The organism is Sphingomonas donggukensis (assembly GCF_023674425.1).
Classification (GTDB): Bacteria; Pseudomonadota; Alphaproteobacteria; order Sphingomonadales; family Sphingomonadaceae; genus Sphingomonas; species Sphingomonas donggukensis.
The window spans coordinates 2,559,164-2,583,118 of the sequence record NZ_CP098401.1 but is presented as its reverse complement, the minus strand read 5'-3'; the positions used below and the strand labels follow the sequence as shown (position 1 = coordinate 2,583,118).

At 68.4% G+C, this 23,955-nt stretch carries 20 protein-coding genes; 15 read left to right on the top strand and 5 right to left on the bottom strand.

Annotation, left to right across the window (positions count from 1 at the left end):
* The first annotated feature begins 76 nt into the window (after window positions 1-76).
* The 4 genes from M9980_RS12675 (at window position 77) to M9980_RS12660 (ending at window position 6,093) form a co-directional block, all read left to right on the top strand.
* Window positions 77-1,354 carry an N-acetylmuramoyl-L-alanine amidase gene (locus tag M9980_RS12675; RefSeq protein WP_250751507.1) on the top strand — a complete coding sequence of 426 codons (1,278 nt, stop codon included), beginning with the start codon at window positions 77-79 and terminating at the stop codon, window positions 1,352-1,354.
* 308 nt (window positions 1,355-1,662) lie between these two features.
* Entirely contained in the window at window positions 1,663-4,182 is a 2,520-nt protein-coding gene (locus M9980_RS12670; RefSeq protein WP_250751506.1) for a penicillin-binding protein 1A, read from the top strand.
* A 52-nt stretch (window positions 4,183-4,234) separates the two neighbouring features.
* Window positions 4,235-5,362: a peptide chain release factor 2 gene (gene prfB / locus M9980_RS12665; RefSeq protein WP_250751505.1), complete on the top strand. Its 1,128-nt coding sequence runs from the start codon at window positions 4,235-4,237 to the stop codon at window positions 5,360-5,362.
* Window positions 5,359-6,093, top strand: a complete 735-nt coding sequence (locus M9980_RS12660; RefSeq protein ID WP_250751504.1) for a class I SAM-dependent methyltransferase — start codon at window positions 5,359-5,361, stop codon at window positions 6,091-6,093. Before prfB ends, M9980_RS12660 begins: the two co-directional genes overlap by 4 nt.
* Window positions 6,094-6,102: 9 nt before the next feature.
* On the opposite strand, the gene M9980_RS12655 is transcribed toward M9980_RS12660, so the two are convergent.
* A complete protein-coding gene (locus M9980_RS12655) occupies window positions 6,103-7,092 on the bottom strand; it encodes an LLM class flavin-dependent oxidoreductase (protein WP_250751503.1) in 990 nt (329 codons plus the stop codon).
* A gap of 105 nt (window positions 7,093-7,197) precedes the next feature.
* Here M9980_RS12655 and M9980_RS12650 point away from each other — a divergent pair, with 105 nt between their 5' ends.
* From M9980_RS12650 to M9980_RS12640, 3 genes are all read left to right on the top strand, one after another.
* The gene (locus M9980_RS12650) at window positions 7,198-7,881 is read left to right on the top strand and encodes a pyrimidine 5'-nucleotidase (protein ID WP_250751502.1); all 684 of its coding nucleotides are present in this window, start codon (window positions 7,198-7,200) and stop codon (window positions 7,879-7,881) included.
* Complete coding sequence (dapD, locus tag M9980_RS12645; protein ID WP_250751501.1) at window positions 7,878-8,702, top strand: 2,3,4,5-tetrahydropyridine-2,6-dicarboxylate N-succinyltransferase; 825 nt, start codon at window positions 7,878-7,880, stop codon at window positions 8,700-8,702. The genes M9980_RS12650 and dapD overlap by 4 nt, the downstream gene beginning before the upstream one ends.
* Window positions 8,703-8,776: 74 nt before the next feature.
* The gene (locus M9980_RS12640; RefSeq protein ID WP_250751498.1) at window positions 8,777-9,112 is read left to right on the top strand and encodes a GIY-YIG nuclease family protein; all 336 of its coding nucleotides are present in this window, start codon (window positions 8,777-8,779) and stop codon (window positions 9,110-9,112) included.
* Between the two features lie 74 nt (window positions 9,113-9,186).
* Here the strand turns inward: M9980_RS12640 and M9980_RS12635 are convergent, their stop codons facing one another.
* Window positions 9,187-9,621 (bottom strand): CoA-binding protein, encoded by a 435-nt coding sequence (locus M9980_RS12635; RefSeq protein WP_250751495.1) that lies wholly within the window; start codon window positions 9,619-9,621, stop codon window positions 9,187-9,189.
* A gap of 2 nt (window positions 9,622-9,623) precedes the next feature.
* Entirely contained in the window at window positions 9,624-10,556 is a 933-nt protein-coding gene (locus tag M9980_RS12630) for an Mrp/NBP35 family ATP-binding protein (RefSeq protein ID WP_250751492.1), read from the bottom strand.
* Between the two features lie 69 nt (window positions 10,557-10,625).
* On the opposite strand from M9980_RS12630, the gene hflK reads away from it, so the two are divergent.
* The 8 genes from hflK (at window position 10,626) to M9980_RS12590 (ending at window position 20,036) form a co-directional block, all read left to right on the top strand.
* Window positions 10,626-11,801 (top strand): protease modulator HflK, encoded by a 1,176-nt coding sequence (gene hflK / locus M9980_RS12625; RefSeq protein WP_422921368.1) that lies wholly within the window; start codon window positions 10,626-10,628, stop codon window positions 11,799-11,801.
* Window positions 11,798-12,658: a protease modulator HflC gene (gene hflC, locus M9980_RS12620; RefSeq protein ID WP_250751486.1), complete on the top strand. Its 861-nt coding sequence runs from the start codon at window positions 11,798-11,800 to the stop codon at window positions 12,656-12,658. Before hflK ends, hflC begins: the two co-directional genes overlap by 4 nt.
* Before the next feature lie 112 nt (window positions 12,659-12,770).
* The gene (locus M9980_RS12615) at window positions 12,771-14,333 is read left to right on the top strand and encodes a Do family serine endopeptidase (RefSeq protein ID WP_250751483.1); all 1,563 of its coding nucleotides are present in this window, start codon (window positions 12,771-12,773) and stop codon (window positions 14,331-14,333) included.
* A gap of 58 nt (window positions 14,334-14,391) precedes the next feature.
* Window positions 14,392-16,059: a helicase HerA-like domain-containing protein gene (locus tag M9980_RS12610; protein WP_250751480.1), complete on the top strand. Its 1,668-nt coding sequence runs from the start codon at window positions 14,392-14,394 to the stop codon at window positions 16,057-16,059.
* A gap of 66 nt (window positions 16,060-16,125) precedes the next feature.
* The gene (mddA, locus tag M9980_RS12605) at window positions 16,126-16,857 is read left to right on the top strand and encodes a methanethiol S-methyltransferase (RefSeq protein WP_250751477.1); all 732 of its coding nucleotides are present in this window, start codon (window positions 16,126-16,128) and stop codon (window positions 16,855-16,857) included.
* Window positions 16,858-16,889: 32 nt separating this feature from the next.
* A complete protein-coding gene (locus M9980_RS12600) occupies window positions 16,890-18,110 on the top strand; it encodes a M20 metallopeptidase family protein (RefSeq protein ID WP_250751474.1) in 1,221 nt (406 codons plus the stop codon).
* Between the two features lie 308 nt (window positions 18,111-18,418).
* Window positions 18,419-18,895 (top strand): 5-(carboxyamino)imidazole ribonucleotide mutase, encoded by a 477-nt coding sequence (gene purE, locus M9980_RS12595; RefSeq protein ID WP_250751472.1) that lies wholly within the window; start codon window positions 18,419-18,421, stop codon window positions 18,893-18,895.
* Window positions 18,896-18,965: 70 nt separating this feature from the next.
* Window positions 18,966-20,036 carry a 5-(carboxyamino)imidazole ribonucleotide synthase gene (locus M9980_RS12590; RefSeq protein WP_250751470.1) on the top strand — a complete coding sequence of 357 codons (1,071 nt, stop codon included), beginning with the start codon at window positions 18,966-18,968 and terminating at the stop codon, window positions 20,034-20,036.
* 656 nt (window positions 20,037-20,692) lie between these two features.
* Here M9980_RS12590 and M9980_RS12585 read toward each other — a convergent pair.
* Window positions 20,693-20,992 (bottom strand): hypothetical protein, encoded by a 300-nt coding sequence (locus M9980_RS12585; protein WP_250751468.1) that lies wholly within the window; start codon window positions 20,990-20,992, stop codon window positions 20,693-20,695.
* A gap of 12 nt (window positions 20,993-21,004) precedes the next feature.
* A complete protein-coding gene (locus M9980_RS12580; RefSeq protein WP_422921367.1) occupies window positions 21,005-23,899 on the bottom strand; it encodes a M16 family metallopeptidase in 2,895 nt (964 codons plus the stop codon).
* Window positions 23,900-23,955: the final 56 nt, after the last annotated feature.

Below are 23,955 nucleotides of genomic sequence, written 5' to 3'. Positions count from 1 at the left end.
CCCTGACTCTGAACCGCGATTTGACCCCCGGCTGGCTAGGCCGTGGTCATCACGAGGGTGAGGGACACGCGGGGATATGGATTTTGGCTGGACCGTCGCCACGGCGACGCGGCATAGCATCAGGGTGTTCGCCGCCCTTGCCCTCATCGCCGGCTGGCTGTCGGGCGTGCCGAGCTGGGCCGGCACGATCCGCGGCATTCACGTGTCATCGAACAGCATCACCCTGACGTTCGACGGTCGCGTCGCCGATGCGTCGAGCTTCGTGCTGAACACGCCGCGCCGCATCGCCATCGACGTCGCCGGGGCGACACCCGGCGGTCATGCGACCACCGGCGAAATGGTCGCCGGCGTCCGCCAGGCCGCGAGCGCCGGCGGCGCGCGCATCGTCCTCGACCTCGCCACGCCGGCGATCGTGACCGAGGGCAGCTTCGCCGCCGACGGCCGCACGCTGACGCTGGCGCTCAGCCCGGTCGACGATGCCCGCTTCGAGCGTGCCGCCGCCGAGGGGCGGATGAGCTTCCTGCCGCCCTTCAGCTACGCCGCGACGCCGGTGCGCCAGGGCTACGGCGTCGCGGTGGCGGTGCCCGCGGTCGCGCGCCGGCTGAAGCTGCCGCACATCGACGGCCCGGCCGGTCGCCCGCTGGTGGTGATCGACGCCGGCCACGGCGGGCACGACCCCGGCGCGCTGTCGCCGGACGGGTCGCTGCAGGAAAAGGATCTGACGCTGAAGGTCGCGCAGGCGATCCGCGACGACCTGATCGCGTCGGGCCGGGTGCGCGTGGCGCTGACCCGCGACGACGACCGCTATCTGATCCACCGCGAGCGGTTCGAGGTCGCGCGGCAGCTGGGCGCGCAGCTGTTCATCTCGATCCACTGCGACAGCGCGGGCAATGTCGATGCGACCGGCGCCACCGCCTATACCCTGTCCGAGATCGCGTCCGACAAGGAAGCGGCGCGCCTTGCCGCGCGCGAGAACAAGGCCGACATCATCGCCGGCATGAACCTGGGCGATGCGCCCGCCGACATCTCGTCGATCCTGATCGACCTGACGCAGCGCGAGACGATGAACACGTCGGCCAGCTTCGCGCGGCTGCTGGGGCGCGAGGCCAAGCCGCTGATGCCGACCAAGGCGGCGTTCCACCGCATGGCGTCGTTGTTGGTGCTGAAGGCGCCCGACATGCCCTCGATCCTGTTCGAAACCGGCTATATCTCGAATCAGCGCGACGCCGACTTCCTGAATTCGCGCGAGGGCCGCGAGAAGGTCGCCGAAAGCGTGCGGCGGGCCGTGGACGTCCATTTCGCGACGCGCATGGCCGGGCGCAGCGGCGGGAGCGTCGAGACGGCGCTTCGGTAAGGGGGCAAATGGTTCAGAGAAGGCGCGAAGGCGCGAAGGAAGAGTGAAGGATTCACGCGGAGGCGCAGAGGCGCAGACGCGCGAAAAAGCCCGGTGCGCTGCGCCCTGATCTTGAAAGCGATGAACGCCTGCGGCGCCTCTCGCGAGTGATCTCCGCGTCTCTGCGCCTCCGCAAGAACAATTTCCTTCGCTTCTTCGCGCCTTCGCGCCTTCTCTGAACCGTTTTCCCTTCCCCCGCCCCCCCCAATCGCACCGCTTCGCCGTCGCACCTTCCCCCACCGCCCGCGCCCCGCTAGAACGCCCGCGCGATGCCAGAAACCGACACGCCTGACCTGCGGCTGCGCCTGCAGCGCGAGCCCCGCAGCGAACCGGGTCGATTCGCCCGCGCCTGGCAGAGGCGCTGGGTGCGGATCGTCGCCTATCTTGCCGCGATCGGCCTCGGCGGCATCCTGATCCTGTGGATCCTCGTGTCGCGCGACCTGCCCTCGGTCGACAAGCTGCGCGCCTACGAGCCGCCGCTGCCGACGAACGTCCGCGGCGGCGACGGCACGCCGATCCACAGCTATGCCCGGCTGCGCCGCGTCGAGCTGAGTTACCCCGAGTACCCGCCGCTGCTGGTGAAGGCGTTTCTGGCCGCCGAGGATCGCACCTTCTTCGAGCATCACGGCGTCGACTATCCGGGCATCGCGTCGGCCATCCTCATCAACCTGAAGAGCGACAAGCGCCCGGTCGGCGCGTCGACGATCACGCAGCAGGTCGCGAAGAACCTGCTCGTGGGCAATCAGGTCAGCTATATCCGCAAGGCGCGCGAGGCGGTGCTCGCCTACAAGATCGAGGATGCGCTGACCAAGCAGCAGATCTTGGAGCTGTACCTCAACCAGATCGAGCTGGGCCGGAATGCCGCGGGCGTCGAGGCCGCGTCCCACGCCTATTTCGACAAGGAGCTCGACGAACTGTCGCTGGCGCAGCTCGCCTATATCGCGATCCTGCCCAAGGGGCCGTCGAACTACAGCCCCGAGCGCAACTACGACCGCGCGATCAAGCGCCGCAATTTCGTGCTGAGCGAAATGCTGCGCAACGATTTCATCACCCAGGCGCAATATCAGGGCGCGATCACCCAGCCGCTCGGCACCGTAGCGCGGCGCGCGCCCAAGATGGAGCGCAACGCCGGCTATTTCGTCGAGGAAGTGCGCCGCCAGCTGCTCGACCGCTTCGGCGAAACCGACAAGGCGGGGCCGTACAGCGTCTATTCGGGCGGGCTGTGGGTGCGGACATCGTTCGATCCGCGGCTGCAGGGCTATGCGCAGGATGCCTTGCGCGAAGGGCTGCTGCGCTACGACGGCGGGCGCGGCTGGTCGGGGCCGATCCGGCACCTCGACGATATCACGCCCGACCGCTGGTTGCAGCCGCTGCTCGATACCAACATCGGCCTCGATTATTCGAACTGGCGCGCCGGCATCGTCATCGCCAAGGACGGCGATACCGCGACGCTGGGATTTGCCGATGGCACCACCGGGCCGCTGCCGCGCTATGCCGCGCAGATGCCGGTGCGCGGCGTCGGCGGCACCGCCTTCCCCGCGCTGAAGGTCGGCGACATCCTGGCGGTTGCGGAAAACGGCAACAGCTATGCGCTGCGCAGCATCCCGCGGGTGTCGGGCGCGTTCGTGGTCGAGGAACCCAGCACTGGGCGTGTGCTCGCCATGCAGGGCGGGTTCGACAGCCGGCTCGGCAGCTTCAACCGCGCGACGCAGGCGATGCGCCAGCCGGGATCGACCATCAAGCCGATCGTCTATTCCGCCGCGCTCGGCACCGGCATGACGCCGGCGTCGATCGTCGTCGATGGGCCGTTCTGCGTCTATCAGGGCGCGCGGCTCGGCAACAAATGCTTCCGCAACTTCGGCAACATGCGCGCAGCCGGCCCGCACACGATGCGCTGGGGCATCGAACAGTCGCGCAACCTGATGACGGTCCGGACCGCCGCCACCGTCGGGATGCCGAACGTCGTCGACTATATCCAGCGGCTGGGTGTCTCGTCCACAAAGCTGCCGCCCTACCTCTCCTATGCGCTGGGCGCGGGCGAGACGACGGTTTCGCGGATGGTCAACGCGTACGCGATGCTGGTCAACCACGGGCGCCAGATGAGCCCCACGCTGATCGACTATGTCCAGGATCGCCGCGGGAAAGTGATCTGGCCGGCGAACTGGCGCGCGTGCGACCGCTGCAACGCGCGCGACTGGGACGGCCAGGCAATGCCGCGTCCGACCCAACGCTGGCGCCAGGCGATCGACGCGATGACCGCCTACCAGATGGTCCACATCACCGAAGGCGTGATCCAGCGCGGCACCGCGACCGTGCTGCGCGATCTCGGCCGCCCGATCATGGGCAAGACCGGTACCACCACCGGCCCGACCGACGTGTGGTTCGTCGGCGGCACCCCGCAGATGGTCGGCGGCCTCTACATCGGGTTCGATTCGCCGCGCAATCTGGGCGGCGCGGTGCAGGGCGGCACGTTCGCCGCGCCGATCTTCAAGTCGTTCGCGGTCAAGGCATTCAAGGATCTGCCCGTTCTCCCCTTCCGCGCGCCGCCGGGCATCCGCATGGTCCGCATCGACCGCGCGAGCGGGCGCCCGGTGTTCGGCACATTCCCGACCGACAGCGATCCCAAGGCGGGCGTGATCTGGGAAGCGTTCAAGCCGGCGAGCGAGCCGCGCCGGACGCGCCGCGGGACCGAGGATGCGCTGCCCAAGGCGACCGCGACCAGCGCCGCCCGCCCGACCGAGCGCCCCCGCGACAGCGATTTCTTGCAGCGAGAGGGCGGAATCTACTAGGCCGCCTGGAGTCGCGGACGCCCCCGCCCCAATTCAATTCTGGAGTTGCCCCATGCGCGCCGAAGCGCAGGCCCATGTCGATACGATCAACGACGCGCTCGCGCTGCTGCGCCGGTTCCTCAATTGGGACCAGGCGCTCAGGCGGCTCGACGAGCTGAACGCTCGTGTCGAGGATCAGGCGCTGTGGAACGATCCGAAGGCCGCGCAGGAGGTGATGCGCGAGCGCCGCCGCCTGGACGAAGCGATCACCGCCACCCGCGCGATCGAAAGCGAACTCAGCGACACCGTCGAACTGATCGAGATGGCCGAGGCCGAAGGCGACACCGAGATGGAGGCCGAGGCGGTCGCCAGCCTGGGTGCGCTCGCCAAGCGTGCCGATACCGACAAGGTGAAGGCGCTGCTGGCCGGCGAGGCCGACGCCAACGACACCTATGTCGAGATCAATTCGGGCGCCGGCGGCACCGAAAGCCAGGACTGGGCCGGCATGCTGCAACGCATGTACACCCGCTGGGCCGAGCGCCACGGCATGAAGGTCGAGCTGATCGACTATCACGCCGGCGAACAGGCGGGGATCAAGTCGGCGACGCTGCTGCTGAAGGGCGAGAACGCCTACGGCTATGCCAAGACCGAAAGCGGCGTCCACCGCCTGGTCCGTATCAGCCCCTATGACAGCGCCGCGCGCCGCCACACCAGCTTTTCGAGCGTGTGGGTCTATCCGGTGATCGACGACAATATCGAGGTCGAGGTCAACGACGGCGACCTGCGCATCGACACCTATCGTGCATCGGGCGCCGGCGGGCAGCACATCAACACCACCGATTCGGCGGTGCGCATCACCCATCTGCCGACCGGCATCGTCGTGCAGTGCCAGAACCAGCGCAGCCAGCACAAGAACAAGGCGGAGGCCTACAACCAGCTCCGCGCGCGGCTGTACGAGCGCGAGTTGCAGATCCGCGAGCAGGCCGCGAACGCGGAGAACGCTGCCAAGACCGACATCGGCTGGGGCCACCAGATCCGCAGCTACGTCCTCCAGCCGTATCAGCTGGTGAAGGACCTGCGCACCGGCGTCACCTCGACCGCGCCGTCCGACGTGCTCGACGGCGACCTCGATCCGTTCATGGCCGCGGCGCTGTCGCAGCGCGTGACCGGCGAGGCGGTCGAGGTGGAGGACGTCGATTGATCCGTCGCGCCGGCCTGTTTGCTGTCGCTATCGCCACGACGCTCGCGGCGTGCAGCGGCGCGCCGGTGAAGCTGACCAACACGCAGGACGAGCCCGAATTCCCCGCCGCCGACCGCCCGGTCGCGCGGATCGTATCGTCGCGCTGGTCGACCGAGGAAGCCCGCGACCGGCTGAACGAGGCCGAGGAAGTGATGAACCGCGCGCGCATCGCGCCGGGCATGACGATCGCCGATATCGGTGCGGGCGAGGGCTATTATACCATCCGCATGGCCGCGCGCGTCGGCGCGAAGGGCCGGGTGCTGGCCGAGGATATCGTGCCCGAGGTCCGCGACGCGCTCGCCAGCCGCGTCGCGCGCGAGCGGTTGCAGAACGTGAGCGTGCGGCTGGGCGAGCCCGACGATCCGAAGCTGCCCGGCAACAGTTTCGACCGGGTGATGATGGTCCACATGTACCACGAGATCGCCGAGCCCTATGCGTTCCTGTGGCACCTGCGCCCGTCGGTGAAGGCGGGCGGCGTGGTCGTGGTGGTCGACGCCGACCGCACGACGCAGAACCACGGCACCCCGCCAGCGCTGCTCGAATGCGAATTCGCCGCGGTCGGGTACGAGCGGATCGACCAGCAGGATATGCCGTCGGCGGGCGGCTACATCGCGCTCTTTCGCCCGGTCGGCGCGCGGCCCGCACCCGAGAAGATCATCCCCTGCCGCGCGGCATCGAGCGTCGGGACTTGACGCCGAGAGCTAGAGCGCCCGCATCACCTCCGCCGCGATGGTCAGGCTGCGCTGGCGGGCGGACTGGTCGTAGATCGAACTCGTCAGAATGATCTCGTCTGCGCCGGTGCGCGCGATGAACGCAGCGATGCCGCGCGCTACCGTCTCCGGCGATCCGATCGCGGTGCATTCGAGCACCTGGTCGAGCATCGCCGCAGCCTGCGGGGGCAGCGTCTCTCGGTAGCCGGGCAGCGGCGGCGGCAGCTTGATGCCTGTGCCGGTCGTGCGGATCGCGACGAATGCCTGCTGCTGCGACGTCGCGAGCACCTCGGCCTCCGCGTCGGTGTCGGCGGCGATCACGTTGAACGCAGGCATGAAATGCGGCTTTTCGAGCACGTTCGAGGGCCTGAAATCGCGCTTGTAGATCATCGCCGCGGCATCGAGCGCGGCGGGCGCGAAATGCGAGGCGAAGGCGTACGGTAGCCCGAGCATCGCCGCGAGCTGCGCACCGTAGGTGCTCGACCCCAGGATCCACAGCGCGACATCGGCGCCCCCGCCCGGCGTCGCGTGGATGCCGGTCTGGCCGTCGTCGGCGAACAGGCTCTGCAATTCCAGCACGTCCTGCGGGAAGGCATCGGCGCTGGTTTCGAGCGTCCGGCGCAGCGCGCGGGCGACGCGCTGGTCCGATCCCGGCGCGCGGCCCAGCCCCAGGTCGATGCGCCCAGGATACAGCGCGTCGAGTGTCCCGAACTGCTCGGCAATGACCATCGGCGCATGGTTGGGCAGCATGATGCCGCCCGCACCGACGCGCATCCGGCTGGTCGCGGCGGCGAGGTGCCCGATGACGACCGACGTGGCAGCGCTGGCGATGCCGGGCATGCCGTGATGCTCGGCGACCCAGTAGCGGGTGAAGCCCAACGCCTCGGCATGCGCGGCGAGCGTCGCGGCATCGGCGAGCGCCTGGGACACGGTGCCGCCGTCGAGGACGGGGACGAGATCGAGGAAGGAATAGGGGATCATGGCCGGGGATGTAGGAAGCCCGGCGGCGTTCGCGAGGGTGGCGCTGGTTTGCGGGCGCCAACAAATCCTTCGCCTTTGCGCCGCCGTCGCTCTAATCGCCCGCGCATGCTCGCCGCGCTTGCCCATATCGACGCCTGGGTCTTCGACATGGACAATACGCTGTACCCGGCGTCGGCGAACCTGTTCGCGCCGGTCGAGCGGCGGATGACCGATTATATCGTGCGGCTGACCGGCCTTGCCGAGCCCGAGGCCGCCGCGCTGCGCGAGGGATATTTCCTCGAACACGGCACGACGCTTGCCGGACTGATGGCGGCGCACGGCGTCGATCCGCACGACTTCCTCGATTATGTCCACGACGTCGAGATGGACGTGCTGGAGGAGAATGCGCCCCTCGCCGCGCTGATCGCCAAGCTACCCGGCCGCAAGCTGGTCTTCACCAACGGCGACCTGCCCTATGCCGAGCGCGTGCTGGGTCGGCTCGGCCTCGGTGACAGTTTCGAGGGCGTCCACGACATCCACGCGATGGCGCTGCAGCCCAAGCCCGCCGCGTCCGCCTATGCGGGGCTCTGCGCCGCCTACGGCATCGACCCGGCGCGCAGCCTGTTCGCCGACGACATGGCGCGCAACCTGGCGCCGGCCAAGGTGATCGGCATGACGACGCTGTGGATCGACAACGGATCGCAGCAGGAAAACTCCGTACTGCGCCCGGATGGCGCGCACGCCTTCATCGATTATACGACCGCCGACCTGACCGGCTGGCTCGCCGAGATATTGGGAGACACAGTGTGACCGACCTGCAATCGACCATCGATACCGCCTGGGAGGATCGCGCGACGCTGAGCCCCGCGACGACGGGCGCGGTTCGCGATGCGGTGAACGACGCGCTCGCCGGGCTTGATGCCGGCACGCTGCGGGTCGCCGAGCCGGACGGCGACACGTGGCGCGTCAACCAGTGGCTGAAGAAGGCGGTGCTGCTGTCGTTCCGCCTGAACGACAATGCGGTGATGGCGGGCGCCAAGGGCGGAATCGGCTTCGACAAGGTGCCGCTGAAATTCGCCGACTGGGACGAGGCGGCATTCCGTACGGCGGGGTTCCGCGCGGTGCCCGGCGCCGTCGTCCGCCGCGGCGCCTATGTCGCCAAGGGCTGCGTGCTGATGCCGAGCTTCGTCAACATCGGCGCGTATGTCGGTGAAGGCACGATGATCGATACCTGGGCGACCGTCGGCAGCTGTGCGCAGATCGGTGCGGGCGTGCACATCTCGGGCGGGGCCGGCATCGGCGGCGTGCTCGAGCCGCTGCAGGCCGATCCGGTCATCATCGGCGACGGCGCCTTCATCGGCGCACGCGCCGAAGTGGCGGAGGGCGTGCGCGTCGGCGAGGGCGCGGTGCTGTCGATGGGCGTGTACCTCGGCGCCTCGACCCGCATCATCGACCGCGCGTCCGGCAAGGAATATCGCGGCGAAGTGCCGCCCTATTCGGTAGTCGTGTCGGGCAGCGCACCGTCGGCGACCAACCCGAACGGCCCGGCGCTGTATTGCGCGGTGATCGTGAAGACGGTGGACGCGCAGACGCGGAGCAAGACCGGGATCAACGAATTGCTGAGGGACTGAGGGCGGCGCGCGATAATCGAGGATCACGGCAATCTGAGGGCTGCTTCCACGCCGATCGCGCACTCTCCACCGTCATGCCAGCGAAGGCTGGCATCTCGTGCGGTGGCGCATATCATCGCCCCATGCGCGGCGGGTGGCTCTACATCATGACGAATAGGCGTGGCGGTGTGTTGTACGCCGGGGTCACAGCAAACCTCGCGGCACGGATCGACCAGCATCGCTCTGACCGCGGTTCGGCCTTTTGCCGGCAATACGGCTTGCATCGCCTCGTCTTTGCAGAGCGTTTCGCCACGATCGAGGAGGCAATCGCGCGCGAAAAACAGGTCAAGGCTTGGCGTCGGGCGTGGAAGATAGCGCTGATCGAGCAGGCCAATCCCGACTGCGCCGATCTGTTCGAGCGGATCGTGTGACGGGCTTGAGACCCCAGCCTTCGCTGGGGTGACGGATCGGGGAGGCGATGGTCCGCACCCCCGCGGGGTCGCCGCTAGTCCTGCTCCACCCTAGCCACCCCCAGCCGCGGAATGTCGATCGCCGGGCACCTATCCATCACCACCTGCAACCCAGCCGCCTCGGCGCGGACGGCGGCGGCTTCGTTGACGACGCCCAGCTGCATCCACACCGCCTTCGCGCCGATCGCGATCGCCTCGTCCACCGCGTCGCCGGCGGCTTCGCTGCGGCGGAAGATGTCGACGATGTCGATCGGGTCACCCAGTTGCGCCAGCTCGCGGAATACGAATTCGCCGTGGACATGCTCGCCGGTGATCTGCGGGTTGACCGGGATCACACGGTAGCCGTGGTCCTGCAGATGCTTCATCACGCCGTAGCTCGGGCGGTTCGGGCGGTCTGACGCGCCGACGACGGCGATGGTGCGCGCGCCTTCCAGCAGCGCCTTGATATCCTCGTCGCGGGTCAGCGGCATCTCTATCCTCCGTGCGCAGCCAGCCACGCATCGAGCCGGCCCGCCACCGCATCGAACGCCGCGGCCCCCTCGCCGTTCCCGGCGGCGGGCGGCGTGCCGGCATCGGAGGCGAGGCGCACCGCGATGCTGAGCGGCACGCGCCCGAGGAAATCGATGCCGAGCTCCCGCGCCGCGGCTTCCGCCCCGCCCGACCCGAACGGATCGGACACTTCGCCGCAATGCGGGCAGGCGTAGCCCGCCATGTTCTCGACCAGCCCGACGATCGGCACCCCCGCCTTGTTGAACAGGTCGATCGCGCGGCGCGCGTCGATCAGCGCCAGGTCCTGCGGGGTAGAGACGATGACGGCGCCGGCGGGCCGATATTTCTGCACCATCGTCAGCTGGACGTCGCCGGTGCCGGGCGGCAGGTCGAGCAGGATCGGATCGACGCCGTCCCAATGTCCGTCAATCATCTGGCCCAGCGCATTGGCGACCATCGGCCCGCGCCACGCTATCGCCTGGTCCTGCGGCACCAGCATCCCCATCGACAGGATCGGTACGCCGGCGGGCGTCATCACCGGGATCATCCGGCTGTCGCGCGCGGCGGGTTTCTGGTCCTCGACCGCGAACAGCCGCGGCTGCGACGGGCCGTAGATATCGGCATCGACCAGCCCGGCCCTGCGCCCGCGGCGGGTGAGCGCGACCGCGAGATTGGCAGACAGCGTCGACTTACCCACCCCGCCCTTGCCGCTGGCGATCGCGATCAGCCGCTTCTGCGCGCGCTGGCTGGTGCGGGCGACGCGGACCTCGCTGACGCCGCTCGCCAGTGCCGCGGCGCGCGCCGCAGCCTCGCGCGCGTCGGCCTCCGCCGCTGTCAGGCCGGTCACGTCGAGGATGATGCTGGCGCGGCCATCGGCCACGCGCGCAGTGGCGCCGGGGGGCAGGGTGTCGATCATCGGCGCGATTTAGGGGGATCGGCGGCGCTCGCCACTGTTTTTCGCCGGTAAGACACCTATAAAGGTCGCATGAGATGGATGGACGGATGGCGCTCGCGCGCGGGCGCAGTCTTCAACGAACCGCCGAAGAGCCCGTGGGGCGGGAAACCCGGCGGCGGGGGAAGCGGCGGCTCGGGTAGCGGCGGCGGCTCCGGTGGCGGGGGCAACGACGGCCCGCGCAACCCCTGGGCCTTCCCGCCCGAGGGCGGTCGTCCGCGCCACGGCACGTCGAGCACGCTCGATGAGCTGCTGAAGCGCGCCAAGCGTGGCGGCGGCCCCAATTTCACCGGCGGTTCGGGCTTTCCCGGCGGCGGGGCGGGCATGGGCAAGCTGTGGGCGATCGGCATCGCGCTGATCGTGGCGCTGTGGGTCGTCTTCACCAGCTTCCATTCGATCAGCCCGCAGGAACGCGGCGTCGTCACCTTCTTCGGCAAATATTCGGGCACGCTGGAGCCGGGCATCCGCCCGACCCTGCCCGCGCCGTTCAACCAGGTGACGGTCGAGGATGTGCAAAACATCCGCGAGGAGAATTTCCCGGCCAGCGGCACGGGCGAGAATCTGATGCTGACCCGCGACCAGAATATCGTCGACCTGGCCTATTCGGTGCGCTGGAACATCGCGAACCTTCAGGACTATGTGTTCCAGATCAAGCTGCCCAAGGAAACCGTCCGCGCCGCCGCCGAAAGCGCGATGCGCGAGGTCGTGTCGTCGGTGACGCTCGACCAGGCGCTGGGTGTCGGGCGCACAGTGATCGAGGCGCGCGTGCAGGAGCGGCTGCAGCAATTGCTCGACGATTATAATTCGGGCGTCCGCATCCAGGGCGTCGCCATCAGCAAGGCCGATCCGCCGGCGCAGGTGAACGACGATTTCAAGGCGGTGTCGGCGGCGCAGCAGCAGGCGCAGGCCGACCTGAACAACGCCCGCGCCTATGCCCAGCAGGTGCTGGCACGCGCGCAGGGCGAATCGGCGCAGTTCGACAAGATGTACGAGCAGTACAAGCTCGCGCCCGAGGTGACGCGCCGCCGCATGTATTACGAGACGATGGAGCAGGTTCTGGCGAAATCGAACAAGACGATCGTCGAGGCGCCGGGCGTGACGCCGTACCTGCCGCTGCCCGATGCGGCGCGGCGCACGCTGCCCGAGCCGTCGGGCACGACGCCGCCCGCGGTGCAGCAGGCCCAGCCTGCCGCGGGAGGCGCACAATGATCGCGTGGCGCAACCCGATGACCGCGGGCATCCTGGCGCTCGCCGGGCTGATCGTGCTGGCCAGCACCTTCACCATCGTGCCGGAGACGCGGCAGGCGGTGATCCTGCGGTTCGAGCAGCCGGTCGGTCGCCCGATCAACGGCTGGGCCCCGGGGCAGCAGTTCGGCAACACCGGCGCCGGGCTGATCGCCAAGATTCCGTTCGTCGACAAGATCGTGTGGGTCGACAAGCGCGTGCTGGACGTCGATCTCGACAATCAGCAGGTGCTCTCCACCGACCAGCTGCGCCTGCAGGTCGATGCGTTTGCGCGGTTCCGCATCGTCGATCCGCTGAAAATGGTCATCACCGCCCGGACCGAGGACGGCGTGATCGCCGCGCTCCAGCCGCTGTTCTCGTCGTCGCTGCGCGCCGAACTCGGCAAGCGCGACTTCGCGGTGCTGCTGAGCCCCGAGCGCGGCGAGGTGATGGACAACATCCAGAACCGCCTGCAGCGCCTAGCCAGCCAGTACGGCGTCCAGATCGTCGATGTGCGCATCAAGCATGCCGACCTGCCCGACGGCACCCCGCTCGAATCGGCGCTGAACCGCATGCGCACCGCGCGCCAGCAGCAGGCGCTGACCATTCGCGCGCAAGGGCAGAAGGCGGCGCAGATCGTCCGCGCCGATGCCGATGCCAACGCATCGCGCATCTATGCCGACGCGTTCGGAAAGGATCCGTCCTTCTACGACTTCTACCGGTCGATGCAGTCGTATCGCTACACCTTCGGCGCCGATGGCGGCGCGGATGCGGGTCGCGGCGGCACGTCGATCATCCTCAGCCCGCAGAACGGCTATCTGCGCAATTTCCAGGGGCGGTAGCGCACGCCCCCACGAAACTGTCGAACCATTCATCTTCAGTCAGCGTTCAGCATGGGGGACGGCATAAGGACCCTGCCGAACCCCGCGACAGCTTGAGAGGACAAACCTGACCGTGCGTTACGCCTACGCCCTTACCGCCGCCCTCCTCCTCGGCGGCACCGCCGCATCAATGGCGCTGCAGCCGCCCGCCGGCGCGCAGGTCGCCCAGAACGAACCCGGCACCATCACCGCGAGCGCGCCGCGCGCCGGCGCGCCGATGAGTTTCGCCGACATGGTCGCAAAGCTCCAGCCCGCGGTCGTCAACATCTCGACCACGCAGCGCGTGACGCTGAACCAGCAGCAGAATCCGTTCGCGGGCACGCCGTTCGGCGACCTGTTCGGCTTCGGCCAGGGCCAGGGCGGCGCGCAGGGCGGTGCTCCGGTCACGCGCGAGGCGCAGTCGCTGGGGTCGGGCTTCCTGATTTCCGCCGACGGCTATGTCGTCACTAACAACCACGTCGTGTCGGCGGGCGGCGGCGAGCGTCCGGGCCAGCGCGGTATCGGGTCGGCGGTGGTCGAATCGATCACGGTCACGCTGCCCGATCGTCGCGAATTCAAGGCACGGCTGATCGGACGCGATCCCGCGTCGGACCTGGCACTCCTGAAGATCGACGGCGCCAACCTGCCGTTCGTCCGCTTCGGCGATTCGGCGGCGACGCGCGTCGGCGACTGGGTGGTCGCGATCGGCAACCCGTTCGGCCTGGGCTCGACGGTGACCGCGGGCATCGTGTCCGCCGTCCACCGCATCACCGCGGGCGGCGGCGCCGGCGATCGCTTCATCCAGACCGATGCCTCGATCAACCAGGGCAATTCGGGCGGGCCGATGTTCGACCTGAACGGCAACGTCATCGGCATCAATTCGCAGATCTTCTCGCCCACCGGCGGCAATGTCGGCATCGGCTTTGCGATCCCCGCGGAGGAAGCCAAGCCCGTCATCGACACGCTGATGAAGGGTCGCAGCGTCGCGCGCGGCTACCTTGGCGTCGGCATCCAGTCGCTCGACGACGGCATTGCCTCCGCTCTGGGCCTGCCCAAGAACCGCGGTGAGCTGATCAGCCGCGTCGAAGCTGCCGGCCCCGCCGAGAAGGCCGGGCTGAAGCAGGGCGACGTCGTGGTGAAGGTCGGTGGCCGGGACGTGACGCCCGACACCACGCTCAGCTACCTCGTCGCCAACCAGGCGCCGGGCAGCCGCGTGCCGCTGTCGGTGATCCGCGACGGCAAGCCGCTGACGCTGACCGCGACCGTCGGCACGCGTCCGTCCGAGGAGCAGCTGGCGCAGATCGGCGGCGGTCAGGACGAGGACGGCCTGCCCGACCAGAACCAGCCGACCCAGCCGGCCGCCAACCCGCTTGGCGTGCAGGTCGTGCCGCTGACGCCGCAGATTGCGCGGTCGCAGGGCTTCGACGCCACCGTCCGCGGCGTCATCATCGCGCAGGTCGATCCGTCGAGCGACGCCGCGCAGAAGGGCCTGCAGCGCGCCGACGTGATCTCCTCGGTCGATCGCACCCCGGTGACGACGCCTGCGGAACTGGCCGCGGCATTGAGCGCGGCCCGCGCCGCCAAGCGCGATACCGTGCTGCTGTACTTCCAGCGTGCCAAGCGCGGCGGCCTCTACGTCGCGGTGAAGCTCAAGTAGGATTGAGCCGCCTCGCCAATCCGCTATCCCGGTCGCCTGACAGCGAGAGGGATAGCGGATGGCCGACTCGATCTTCATTGGCGCCAGCGGCGATGGCACCCGCCAGGAACTGGTCCTCAAGCGCGCCAATCGTCACGGGCTGATCGCCGGAGCCACCGGCACCGGCAAGACCGTCACGCTCCAGGGCATCGTCGAGGGTTTCTCGCGCGAAGGCGTGCCGTGCTTCGTCGCCGATGTGAAAGGCGACCTCTCCGGCCTCGCCATGGCCGGCTCGCCGCAGGCCAAGACCCACGAAATCTTTGCCGCGCGCGCTGCCGAGATCGGCATGACCGACTGGGCCTATGCCGATACCCCGACCCAGTTCTGGGACCTGTTCGGCGCGCAGGGCCACCCGATCCGCACCACCGTCAGCGAGATGGGGCCGCTGCTGCTCAGCCGCCTGCTCGACCTGAACGAAGTGCAGGAAGGCGTGCTCAACATCGCCTTCCACGTCGCCGACAAGGAGGGTCTGCTGATCCTCGACCTCGACGATTTGCAGGCGATGCTCGCCGAATGCGCCAACCGCGCCGACGAACTGACCGTGACCTACGGCAACGTCAGCAAGGCGAGCGTCGGCACGATCCAGCGGTCGCTGCTGCAACTGCGCTCACAAGGCGGCGAGCATTTCTTCGGCGAACCCGCGCTCGACATCCACGACTTCATCGGCGTGGATGATAAAGGCCGCGGCATCGTCAACATCCTCGCCGCCGACAAGCTGATGGCGAGCCCCAAGCTCTACTCGACGTTTCTGCTGTGGCTGCTGTCCGAACTGTTCGAGACGCTCCCCGAGGTTGGCGACCCCGACAAGCCCAAGCTCGTGTTTTTCTTCGACGAGGCGCATTTGCTGTTCAACGACACGCCCAAGGCGCTGCTCGAAAAGGTCGAGCAGGTCGTCCGCCTGATCCGGTCGAAGGGCGTCGGCGTGTATTTCATCACGCAGAACCCGATCGACATTCCCGATACGGTCGCCGCGCAGCTGAACAACCGGGTGCAGCACAAGCTCAACGCCTTCACCCCGCGCGATCAGCAGGCGGTGCGCAGCGCGGCGGAGACGTTCCGCGCCAACCCCGGCGTCGATGTCGCGACCGCGATCACCGAGCTGAAGGTCGGCGAGGCTCTGGTGTCGCTGCTCCAGCCCGACGGCGCGCCTGCCCCCGTCGAGCGCACGCTCATCAAGCCGCCGTCGAGCCGCGTCGGTCCGGTCACCCCGGTCGAGCGCGGGGTGCTGATCCAGACCGATGCGATCGGCACCAAATACGACACGCTGGTCGACCGCGAATCGGCGGAGGAACTGCTCGCCGCCAAGTCGAACGAAGCCGCCGCCGCCGCCGCCGAGGCCAAGGCCGCGGGCGATGCCGACAAGGCCGCCGCCGCGCAGGCGAAGCTGGATGCGCAGGCCGCGAAACAAGCCGAACGCGACCGGCTGGCCGCCCAGCGCGAGGCCGACCGCGACGCGCGCTTGCAGGCGCAGGCGCAGCGTGCAGCCGAACGCGAGGCCGCCAATTCGCCGTGGAACAAGGCGATCACATCGGCCACCCGATCGGCCAGCTCGACCGTCGGGCGGACGATCGCGAACGAAGTGACGAAGGCAGTGCTGGGCGGATCGTCGCGCAGCCGTTCGTCGTCGGGCGGCGGCCTGCTCGGTGGGCTGGTGCGCGGCGTGCTCGGGGGCTTGTTCAAGGGCTAGCGATTTGGCGCGACTCGGGGCGCCGTGGTAGTCATCGCGGGTGCGAAACGCTTCGGGAGACGCCCCGTGTCGCGCCCGCTCTACCTGCTCTACGCCGCCGCCGCTTACGCGGTGTTCTTCGCGACGTTCCTATACCTGATCGCGTTCGTCGGCAATATTCCGGTCGTGCCGCGAACGGTGGACGTCGGCCCGGCGCTGCCCGCCGGTTCCGCGCTCGCCATCGACCTCGGCCTGATCGCGCTGTTCGGTATCCAGCACAGCGTGATGGCGCGCGCCGGGTTCAAGGCGTGGTGGACGCGCACCGTGCCCGCCCCGATCGAGCGCAGCACCTATGTGCTTTTCGCCAGCATTGCGCTGATCCTGCTGTTCGCGCTGTGGCACCCGATCGCAGGCACGGTGTGGGCGGTGTCGGGCATTCCCGCGGTGCTGGTTTGGGTCGTGTTCGCCAGCGGCTGGGGCATCGTGCTGCTGACCACCTTTCTGCTGGATCATTTCGAGCTGTTCGGGCTGTCGCAGGTGTTCCACCACTGGCGCGGGTCGCACGCCCCCACACCGCAATTGCGCCAGCCGCTGTTCTACAAGCTCGTCCGTCATCCGCTCTACAGCGGCTTCTTCCTCGCCTTCTGGGCGACGCCGGTGATGAGCGTCGGGCATCTGGTGCTGGCGCTCGGCATGTCGGCGTACATGCTGGTCGCGATCACCTATGAGGAGCGCGACCTGGTCCGGCTGTTCGGGCAGGATTACGAGGCCTATCGCCGCCGCGTCGGCAAGCTGGCGCCGCGCATCCGACGCGCGTAGATCGGTGGCCCGACTGACGAGAGGCCGTGCCGATGAATGCTCCCACCAAGGACTGGACCGCCGCCGGCGCCGCCGAGCTGGATGACGTGATTGCGCTGCGCCGCGCGATCCACGCCGATCCCGAGATCGGGCTGCATTGCCCGCGCACCACCGCCAAACTCCGCGCCGCGCTGGAGGGGCTGCCGCTCGAGATCTACGAATCGACCTCGACCACCGGCTTCGTCGCGATCCTGCGCGGGGGTGCGGGGGGCGCCGGCGACAATGGCCGCACGGTATTGTTGCGCGGCGACATGGACGCACTGCCGCTGCCCGAGGAAACCGGGCTCGACTTCGCCAGCAAAACGCCCGGCGCGATGCACGCCTGCGGCCATGACAGCCATTCGGCGATGCTGGTCGGCGCGGCACGGGCGCTGTGTGCGCGGCGCGAGACGTTGCCGGGAACGGTCGTCTTCATGTTCCAGCCGGGCGAGGAGGGCTATCACGGCGCGCGCTTCATGATCGAGGACGGCCTGATCGACGTCGCCCGCCCCGACGCGGCGTTCGCGCTGCACATTTCGCCCAACATGCCCGCGGGCATGGTCGTCAGCCGCGCGGGGCCGCTGCTCGCCTCGACCGATGCGCTCAACATTATTGTCCACGGCAAGGGCGGGCACGCCGCGATGCCGCACGAATGCGTCGATCCGATTCCCGTCGCGTGCGAGATCGTAACCGCGCTCAATGCCTTCGTCGCGCGGACAATCGCGGTCACCGACCCGGCGGTGCTGTCGATCACGAAGATCGCGGCGGGCTCCGCCTACAATATCGTGCCAGGCGAAGTGACGATGCTCGGCACGCTGCGCACGCTGTCGCCCGAGACGCGCGAGAAGGCGCGCGCCGGGCTGACCCGCGTGGCGACGCACGTCGCACTCGCCCACGGCTGCATGGCCGAGGTCCGCATCGACGAGGGCTATCCGGTGACGATGAACGACCCGCGCGCGATCCAACTGGTGCGCGACATCGCCGAGGACATGGACGAGGGCGGCTGGCGGACGATGCCCGCGCCGATGATGGGCGGCGAGGATTTCAGCTATGTCCTGCGCGAGATACCCGGTGCGATGGCGTTCATCGGCGTGGCGCCCGAGGGGACCGACCCCGACACCAACCCGCCGCTCCACAACACGAAGATGACGATTGACGAAAGCGTGATGGCGAAGGGCATCGCGATGCACTGCGCGGTCGCGGCGCGGGTGCTGGAGAGCGGGCTGCCAGGGTAGCCGGCGTTTGCGCGCAGGCGGGAATCCAGAGCCACGGGCGGCGCGTATGTTGCCCTGGGCTCCCGCCAGCGCGGGAGCACGGTGATCAGTCGGTCGGTGCGGCGGTCCGTCTGCGCTGACGATCAAGCACCCTCCCAACCCCTCCGTTCGTTTCGAGCGCAGTCGAGAAACAGGTCGCAGCACCACAATCCGTTTCTCGACTACGCTCGAAACGAACGGGGTTAGGAATACTGCGCTCGCGCGCGACGATCACCCCGCCCCAAACACCGCTGTTGGTTTGCCGCGTTCGATGCGCTAGGCGCGCCGTCATGGCGCTGGTGGGCATCATCATGGGTTCGACGTCCGACTGGGACACGATGCGCCATGCCGCGGAGGTGCTCGACACGCTGGGCGTCGCGTATGAGACGAAGGTCGTCTCCGCGCACCGCACCCCGCAGCGCCTGTACGACTATGCGACCGGAGCCGCCGACCGCGGGTTGAAGGTCGTGATCGCGGGCGCGGGCGGGGCGGCGCATCTGCCGGGCATGGCGGCGGCGATGACGCACCTGCCGGTGCTCGGCGTGCCGGTCGAATCCAAGGCGCTGAAGGGCATGGACAGCCTGCTGTCGATCGCCCAGATGCCCGGCGGCATTCCCGTGGGCACGCTCGCAATCGGCAAGTCGGGCGCGATCAACGCCGGGCTGCTGGCCGCCGCGATCCTCGCCACCGCCGACGCGGCGCTCGAGGCGCGGCTGATCGCGTGGCGAGAGCGCCAGACCGACGGCGTGGCGGACGCGCCGAACTGATGCCGCGGCTCCCAAACCCCGTTCGGGCTGAGCTTGTCGAAGCCCTGCCCTTCTTAACGGTGGCCAGGTTATGACCGTCCCCCTGCCCCCCGGTTCGACCATTGGCATCCTCGGCTCGGGTCAGCTCGGGCGGATGCTCGCGGTGGCCGCGGCGCAGCTTGGCTATCGCACCCACATCTACGCGCCCGAAACCGGCCCGGCCAACGACGTCTCGCCGCTGATGACGCGCGCGCGCTACGACGACGCCGGGGCGCTCGCCGCGTTCGCGCGCGCGGTCGACGTCGTGACCTATGAGTTCGAGAATGTCGCCTTCGCCCCGATCGCGGCGCTCAGCCCCATCGTGCCGGTCCGCCCTCCGGCGCTCAGTCTCGCCACCGCGCAGGACCGGGTGAACGAGAAGGGCTTCGTGGAGGGCTTGGGCGGGCGCACCGCGCCGTGGCGCGCGGTCACGTCGCTCGCGGAACTGGAAGAGGCGATCGCCGCGGTCGGCTGGCCGGCGATCCTGAAGACCTCACGCTTCGGTTATGACGGGCACGGACAGGCGCGCATCACCGCGCCCGATCAGGCGACCGCGGCGTGGGAGTCGATCGGCGCGGCCCCGGCGATCCTGGAGGGGTTCGTCACCTTCGACCATGAATTCTCGATCGTGCTGGCGCGCGGCGTGGACGGCACGATCGTCAGCTATCCGCCGCCGCTGAACGTCCACAGGGACGGCATCCTGGCCACCTCAACCATCCCTGCGCCCGCCGAGGTCGCGGCGTGCTGGACCGAGGCCGCGACGCTCGCCGGCCGCGTCGCCGACGCGCTCGGCCATGTCGGGGTGCTGACGCTGGAGTTCTTCGTCACCGCGGACGGCCCGGTGTTCAACGAAATGGCACCCCGCGTCCATAATTCGGGCCACTGGACGATCGAGGGCGCCGTCACCAGCCAGTTCGAAAACCACATCCGCGCGATCTGCGGCCTTCCGCTCGGCTCGACCGACGTGACAGGCTCGGGCGTGGAAATGGAAAACCTGATCGGCGAAGACGCCGCGCGCTGGCCGCAAATCCTGGCCGAGCCGGAAGCCCACCTGCACCTCTACGGCAAGCACGAGGTCCGCGCCGGCCGCAAGATGGGGCATGTGACGCGGGTGCGGCGGTAGGGGTTTCGTCTGGAGTTGGGTGGATAGCCATCCGTCCAGTCTAGAAGGCTCGCGCAGGTTTAGATGGCACGGGCAAGTCAGTAGGTGCGCACATCATATCTACCCTGACGTGCCGCAATTCATTTGGCCGACTGGACTGAAAATACCACACTCCGTGGCCTGTTAAGCGGTCAAGCTTCAGGCTCCATTGCCATTGCAAGACGTCGCTTTTTGGCTGCCAGAAAAGGTCAACTGTAGTGTCAGTGAACGTCGCAATGCAGCTTGCGTCATCGCACATCTGATCGCGCTTGCTCAGCGGCGCGAGCCATCTCCAAACGCGCTTCTTATCATCGTCGATGATGAAAATTTGGTCTGGAGCTAGTTCGGACTTTACCGATGGCTCACTTCTCGGTGAAGCATTAAAGGTGGTGCTCTCACCCTTACATTTCACCGCGATCTCGCTTGCTACCGCTGATGAGGAAAGGCCTATAGAAACCACGGTGAGCAGCGTGCGAAACATATCACACCTTAATGTGCCCCCCCCTTTAGGTCAATTGTCCCGCCAAAGATGGAAGTTTACCTAGTGGGGCATTAGCCGCCATCGCCGTAAGCATCCCTATTGAAAAAGGACGCGCCCTCTCGGACGCGCCCTTTCGCGATTCATTACAGCCGGAAACTCAGGCCCGCGTCCCCGTCATCGGGAAGCTGCCGAAGGCACCCGCGGTCACCTGGCCGTCGAGGGCGTCGCCGTTCACCGTCGCTTCGGCGGTCAGGGTCATCGGCATCGGCACGGTGATGTCGAGGCTCCAGGTCAGCTTGTCGCCATCGACCTTGCCGTTCTTGATCTCGGTCGTGCCCATCGCGCCCGAATACTGGCCGGCGAAGGTGTCGCCGCTGCTCGCGATCGTCAGCGTCGCCTTCTGGTCGCCCATCGGCGAGCGCGTCACGGTGTCCCAGGTGCCGTCGATATTTGCCATGTCGCGTCTCTCCTACTTCCGCGCCGGCGCCGTGGCGGGCGTGGTTGCCACCGGGGCCGCTGCGGGGGTCGCAGGGGTCGCCGGGGCTGCGCCGACCACCTCGACAGGGATGCCCAGCGTGTCAAGCTGCGGCTTCACCTTCGCCGCGTCGCCGACGACGATCCACGTCAGCACCTTCGGATTGATCGCGGCGCGCGCGGCGGCATCCATCGTCGCAGGCGTCATCGCGCGGTAGCGGGCGGGCAGCTTCACGTAATAATCGTCCGGGCGCCCGAACTGTTCGATCCGCATCAGCGCGCCCATCAGGTCGCTGCCCGTCTCGAAACTGCCCGGCAGCGACAGCACCGAACTGCGGATCGCGCGGCCCGCCTCGTCCTGCGTGGTGCCGCTGGTGCCGAGCCAGCTGGTCAGGTCCTTGCGCGCCTCGGCGATCGCCGGGCCGGTCTTGTCGGTCTGGACCGGCGCGATGACCATGAAGGGCATGCGATCCTTCACCGTCTGCACCGAAGTGCCGGCGTAATAGGCCCAGCCCTTGGTCTCGCGCAGGTTGCTGATCAGGCGCGAGGTCGCCGATCCGCCGATGACGTCGTTGGCGGTGGTGAGCGCCAGCGGATCGTCGCTGCCCTTCACCGGCAGCACTTCGCCGCCGATAATCATCGACTGCGGGCTCTGCGGCTTGTCGATCAGGACGATCTTCTCACCCGTCACCGCGGTCGGCGCGGCGAACGCCTTCACGCCCTTGGGGCTGGCGGCGGCCTTCCAGGTGCCGAAGCGGCTTTCGAGCAGCGGCTTCATCTCGGCGAGCGACGTGTCGCCGACGACGAAGATCGTGCCGTTGTCGGGGCGGATCCACTTGGCGTGGAAAGCGACGAGGTCGTCGCGGGTCACCGCCTTCGTCCCCTGCGGCGTGCCCGATCCGGTGAAGGGAATGCCGTAGGGATGCTGGCTGCCGTAGATCATCGGCGGCAGCATCCTGAGCGCGATCGATTGCGGCTGCGTCATTTCCGCAGCGATCCGCGCCATCTGCGTCGCGCGCAGCCGCTCGACCTCGGCGGGCGCGAAGGCGGGATTGCGGACGATGTCGGCGAACAGGTCGAGCGACGGCGCGAGGTTCGATTTGAGCGCCGACAGGCTGACCGCAGTATTGTCCATCCCGCCCGACGCCTGGATCGTCGCGCCCAGCCGCTCCTCGTCCTCGGCGATCTGCGCGGAGCTGCGCGTCGTCGTGCCCTCATCCAACATCGACACCATCAGCGCGTGGGTGCCGAGCTTGGCATGGTCGTCGGCGGCGTTGCCCGCGTCGAAGCCGACCGCGACGCGCACCACCGGCACCGTCGTCCGCTTGGCGAACACCACCTTCATCCCGTTCGACAGCGTGGTGCGCTCGATCGCGGGAAACTGCAGGTCGGCGACCTGGCCGACCGCGGGCTGCTGGCGCGTGGCGGTGGCGGGCGGCGTGGTCGATGCCGGCGCGGTCACCGCCTTCGCCTCGACCGCCGCGGTGTCGTTGCCGGCCAGCGCCTGATCGGCGGCGGAGCGCTCGCCCGGCTCCAGCGTCAGCTTGAACACCGGGCGCCCGAGCCACTTGCGCGCGACCGCGAGCACGCTGGCGGGCGTCGCCGACGCGATGGTCTGCAGGTCGCGCTTATATTCGGCCGGGTCGTTCGAATAGACCGCGCCTTCGGCCAGCGCGACCGCCTTGCCGCCGAAGCCGCCGACCTGTTCCAGCCCCTTCACGCGCGCGGCCAGCGCCGTCGTCGCCGCGCGGCGCACTTCGTCCGCGGTCGGCCCGTCCTTCAGGAACTGGGCGATGATCTCGTCCATTCGCTTGCCGACCAGCGCGGCGTCCACGCCCGGCTTCACCCGCGCGTTGATCTCGACGAACGACAGATTCTCCTGCTGTTGCAGGTTCGCGCTGACGCCGACCGCGACCGCTTCCTTGCGGACCAGCGCGTCGTACAGCCGCGAGCTGCCCAGCCCACCGATGATGTCGAGCGCGAGGTCGAGCGTGTTGCTTTCCTGGTCGACCGCACCCGGCGCGGTCCATTCGCGCGACAGGCGGGTCTGGGCGACGCGATCCTTCATCACCTTCTCGACCGGGGCGGCGAGCGTCGGGATCGGCACGGCGGGGCGCGTCGTCACCGGACCCTTGGGGATGTCGCCGAAGAATTTCGTGACCTTGGTCTTGGCGGTCGCGAGGTCGATGTCGCCGGCCAGCACCAGCACCGCATTGTTCGGGCCGTAATGCTCGCGGAACCAGTTCTTGACGTCCTCGAGGCTCGCCGAGTTGAGGTCGGCCATCGATCCGATCGTCGAGTGGCGATACGGATGCCCCTCGGGCAGCAGCGCGGCGAGCTCGGCATATTCGACCAGGCCGCCCGGCTCGTTCTCGCCCATGCGCTTCTCGTTCTGGACGACGCCGCGCTGGTTATCGAGCTTTTCCTGCGTCACCGCGCCGAGCAGATGCCCCATGCGGTCGCTTTCGAGGAACAGGATCCGGTCGAGCGCGCCGGTGGGCACGGTCTGGAAATAGTTGGTGCGATCGAACCAGGTCGTGCCGTTCCAGTCGGTCGCGCCGATTTCCTCCAGCCGCCCGAAGAACGCGCCCGGTGCATTTTCCGACCCGTAGAACATCATGTGTTCGAACAGATGCGCGAAGCCCGTCTTGCCCCTCGGCTCGTTCTTCGATCCGATGTGATACCAGATCGACGCGGCCACCACCGGCGCCTTGCGGTCGGTGTGGACGATGACGCGCAGGCCATTGGGCAGCGTGAACGTCTCGTACGGGATGTTGACCTGCGCGACGAGGCTCTGGAGCGACGGGCCGGACGCGGGCGCCTGCGCATGGGCGGGCGCAGCGAGCGCGAGCATCGACGTGGCGGTGGCGAGGCCGAGAGTGCGGATCATGGGGGTCAGGTTCCATCGCGAGAGGAGGATGGGGACCAGCGTACACAGCAGCTCCG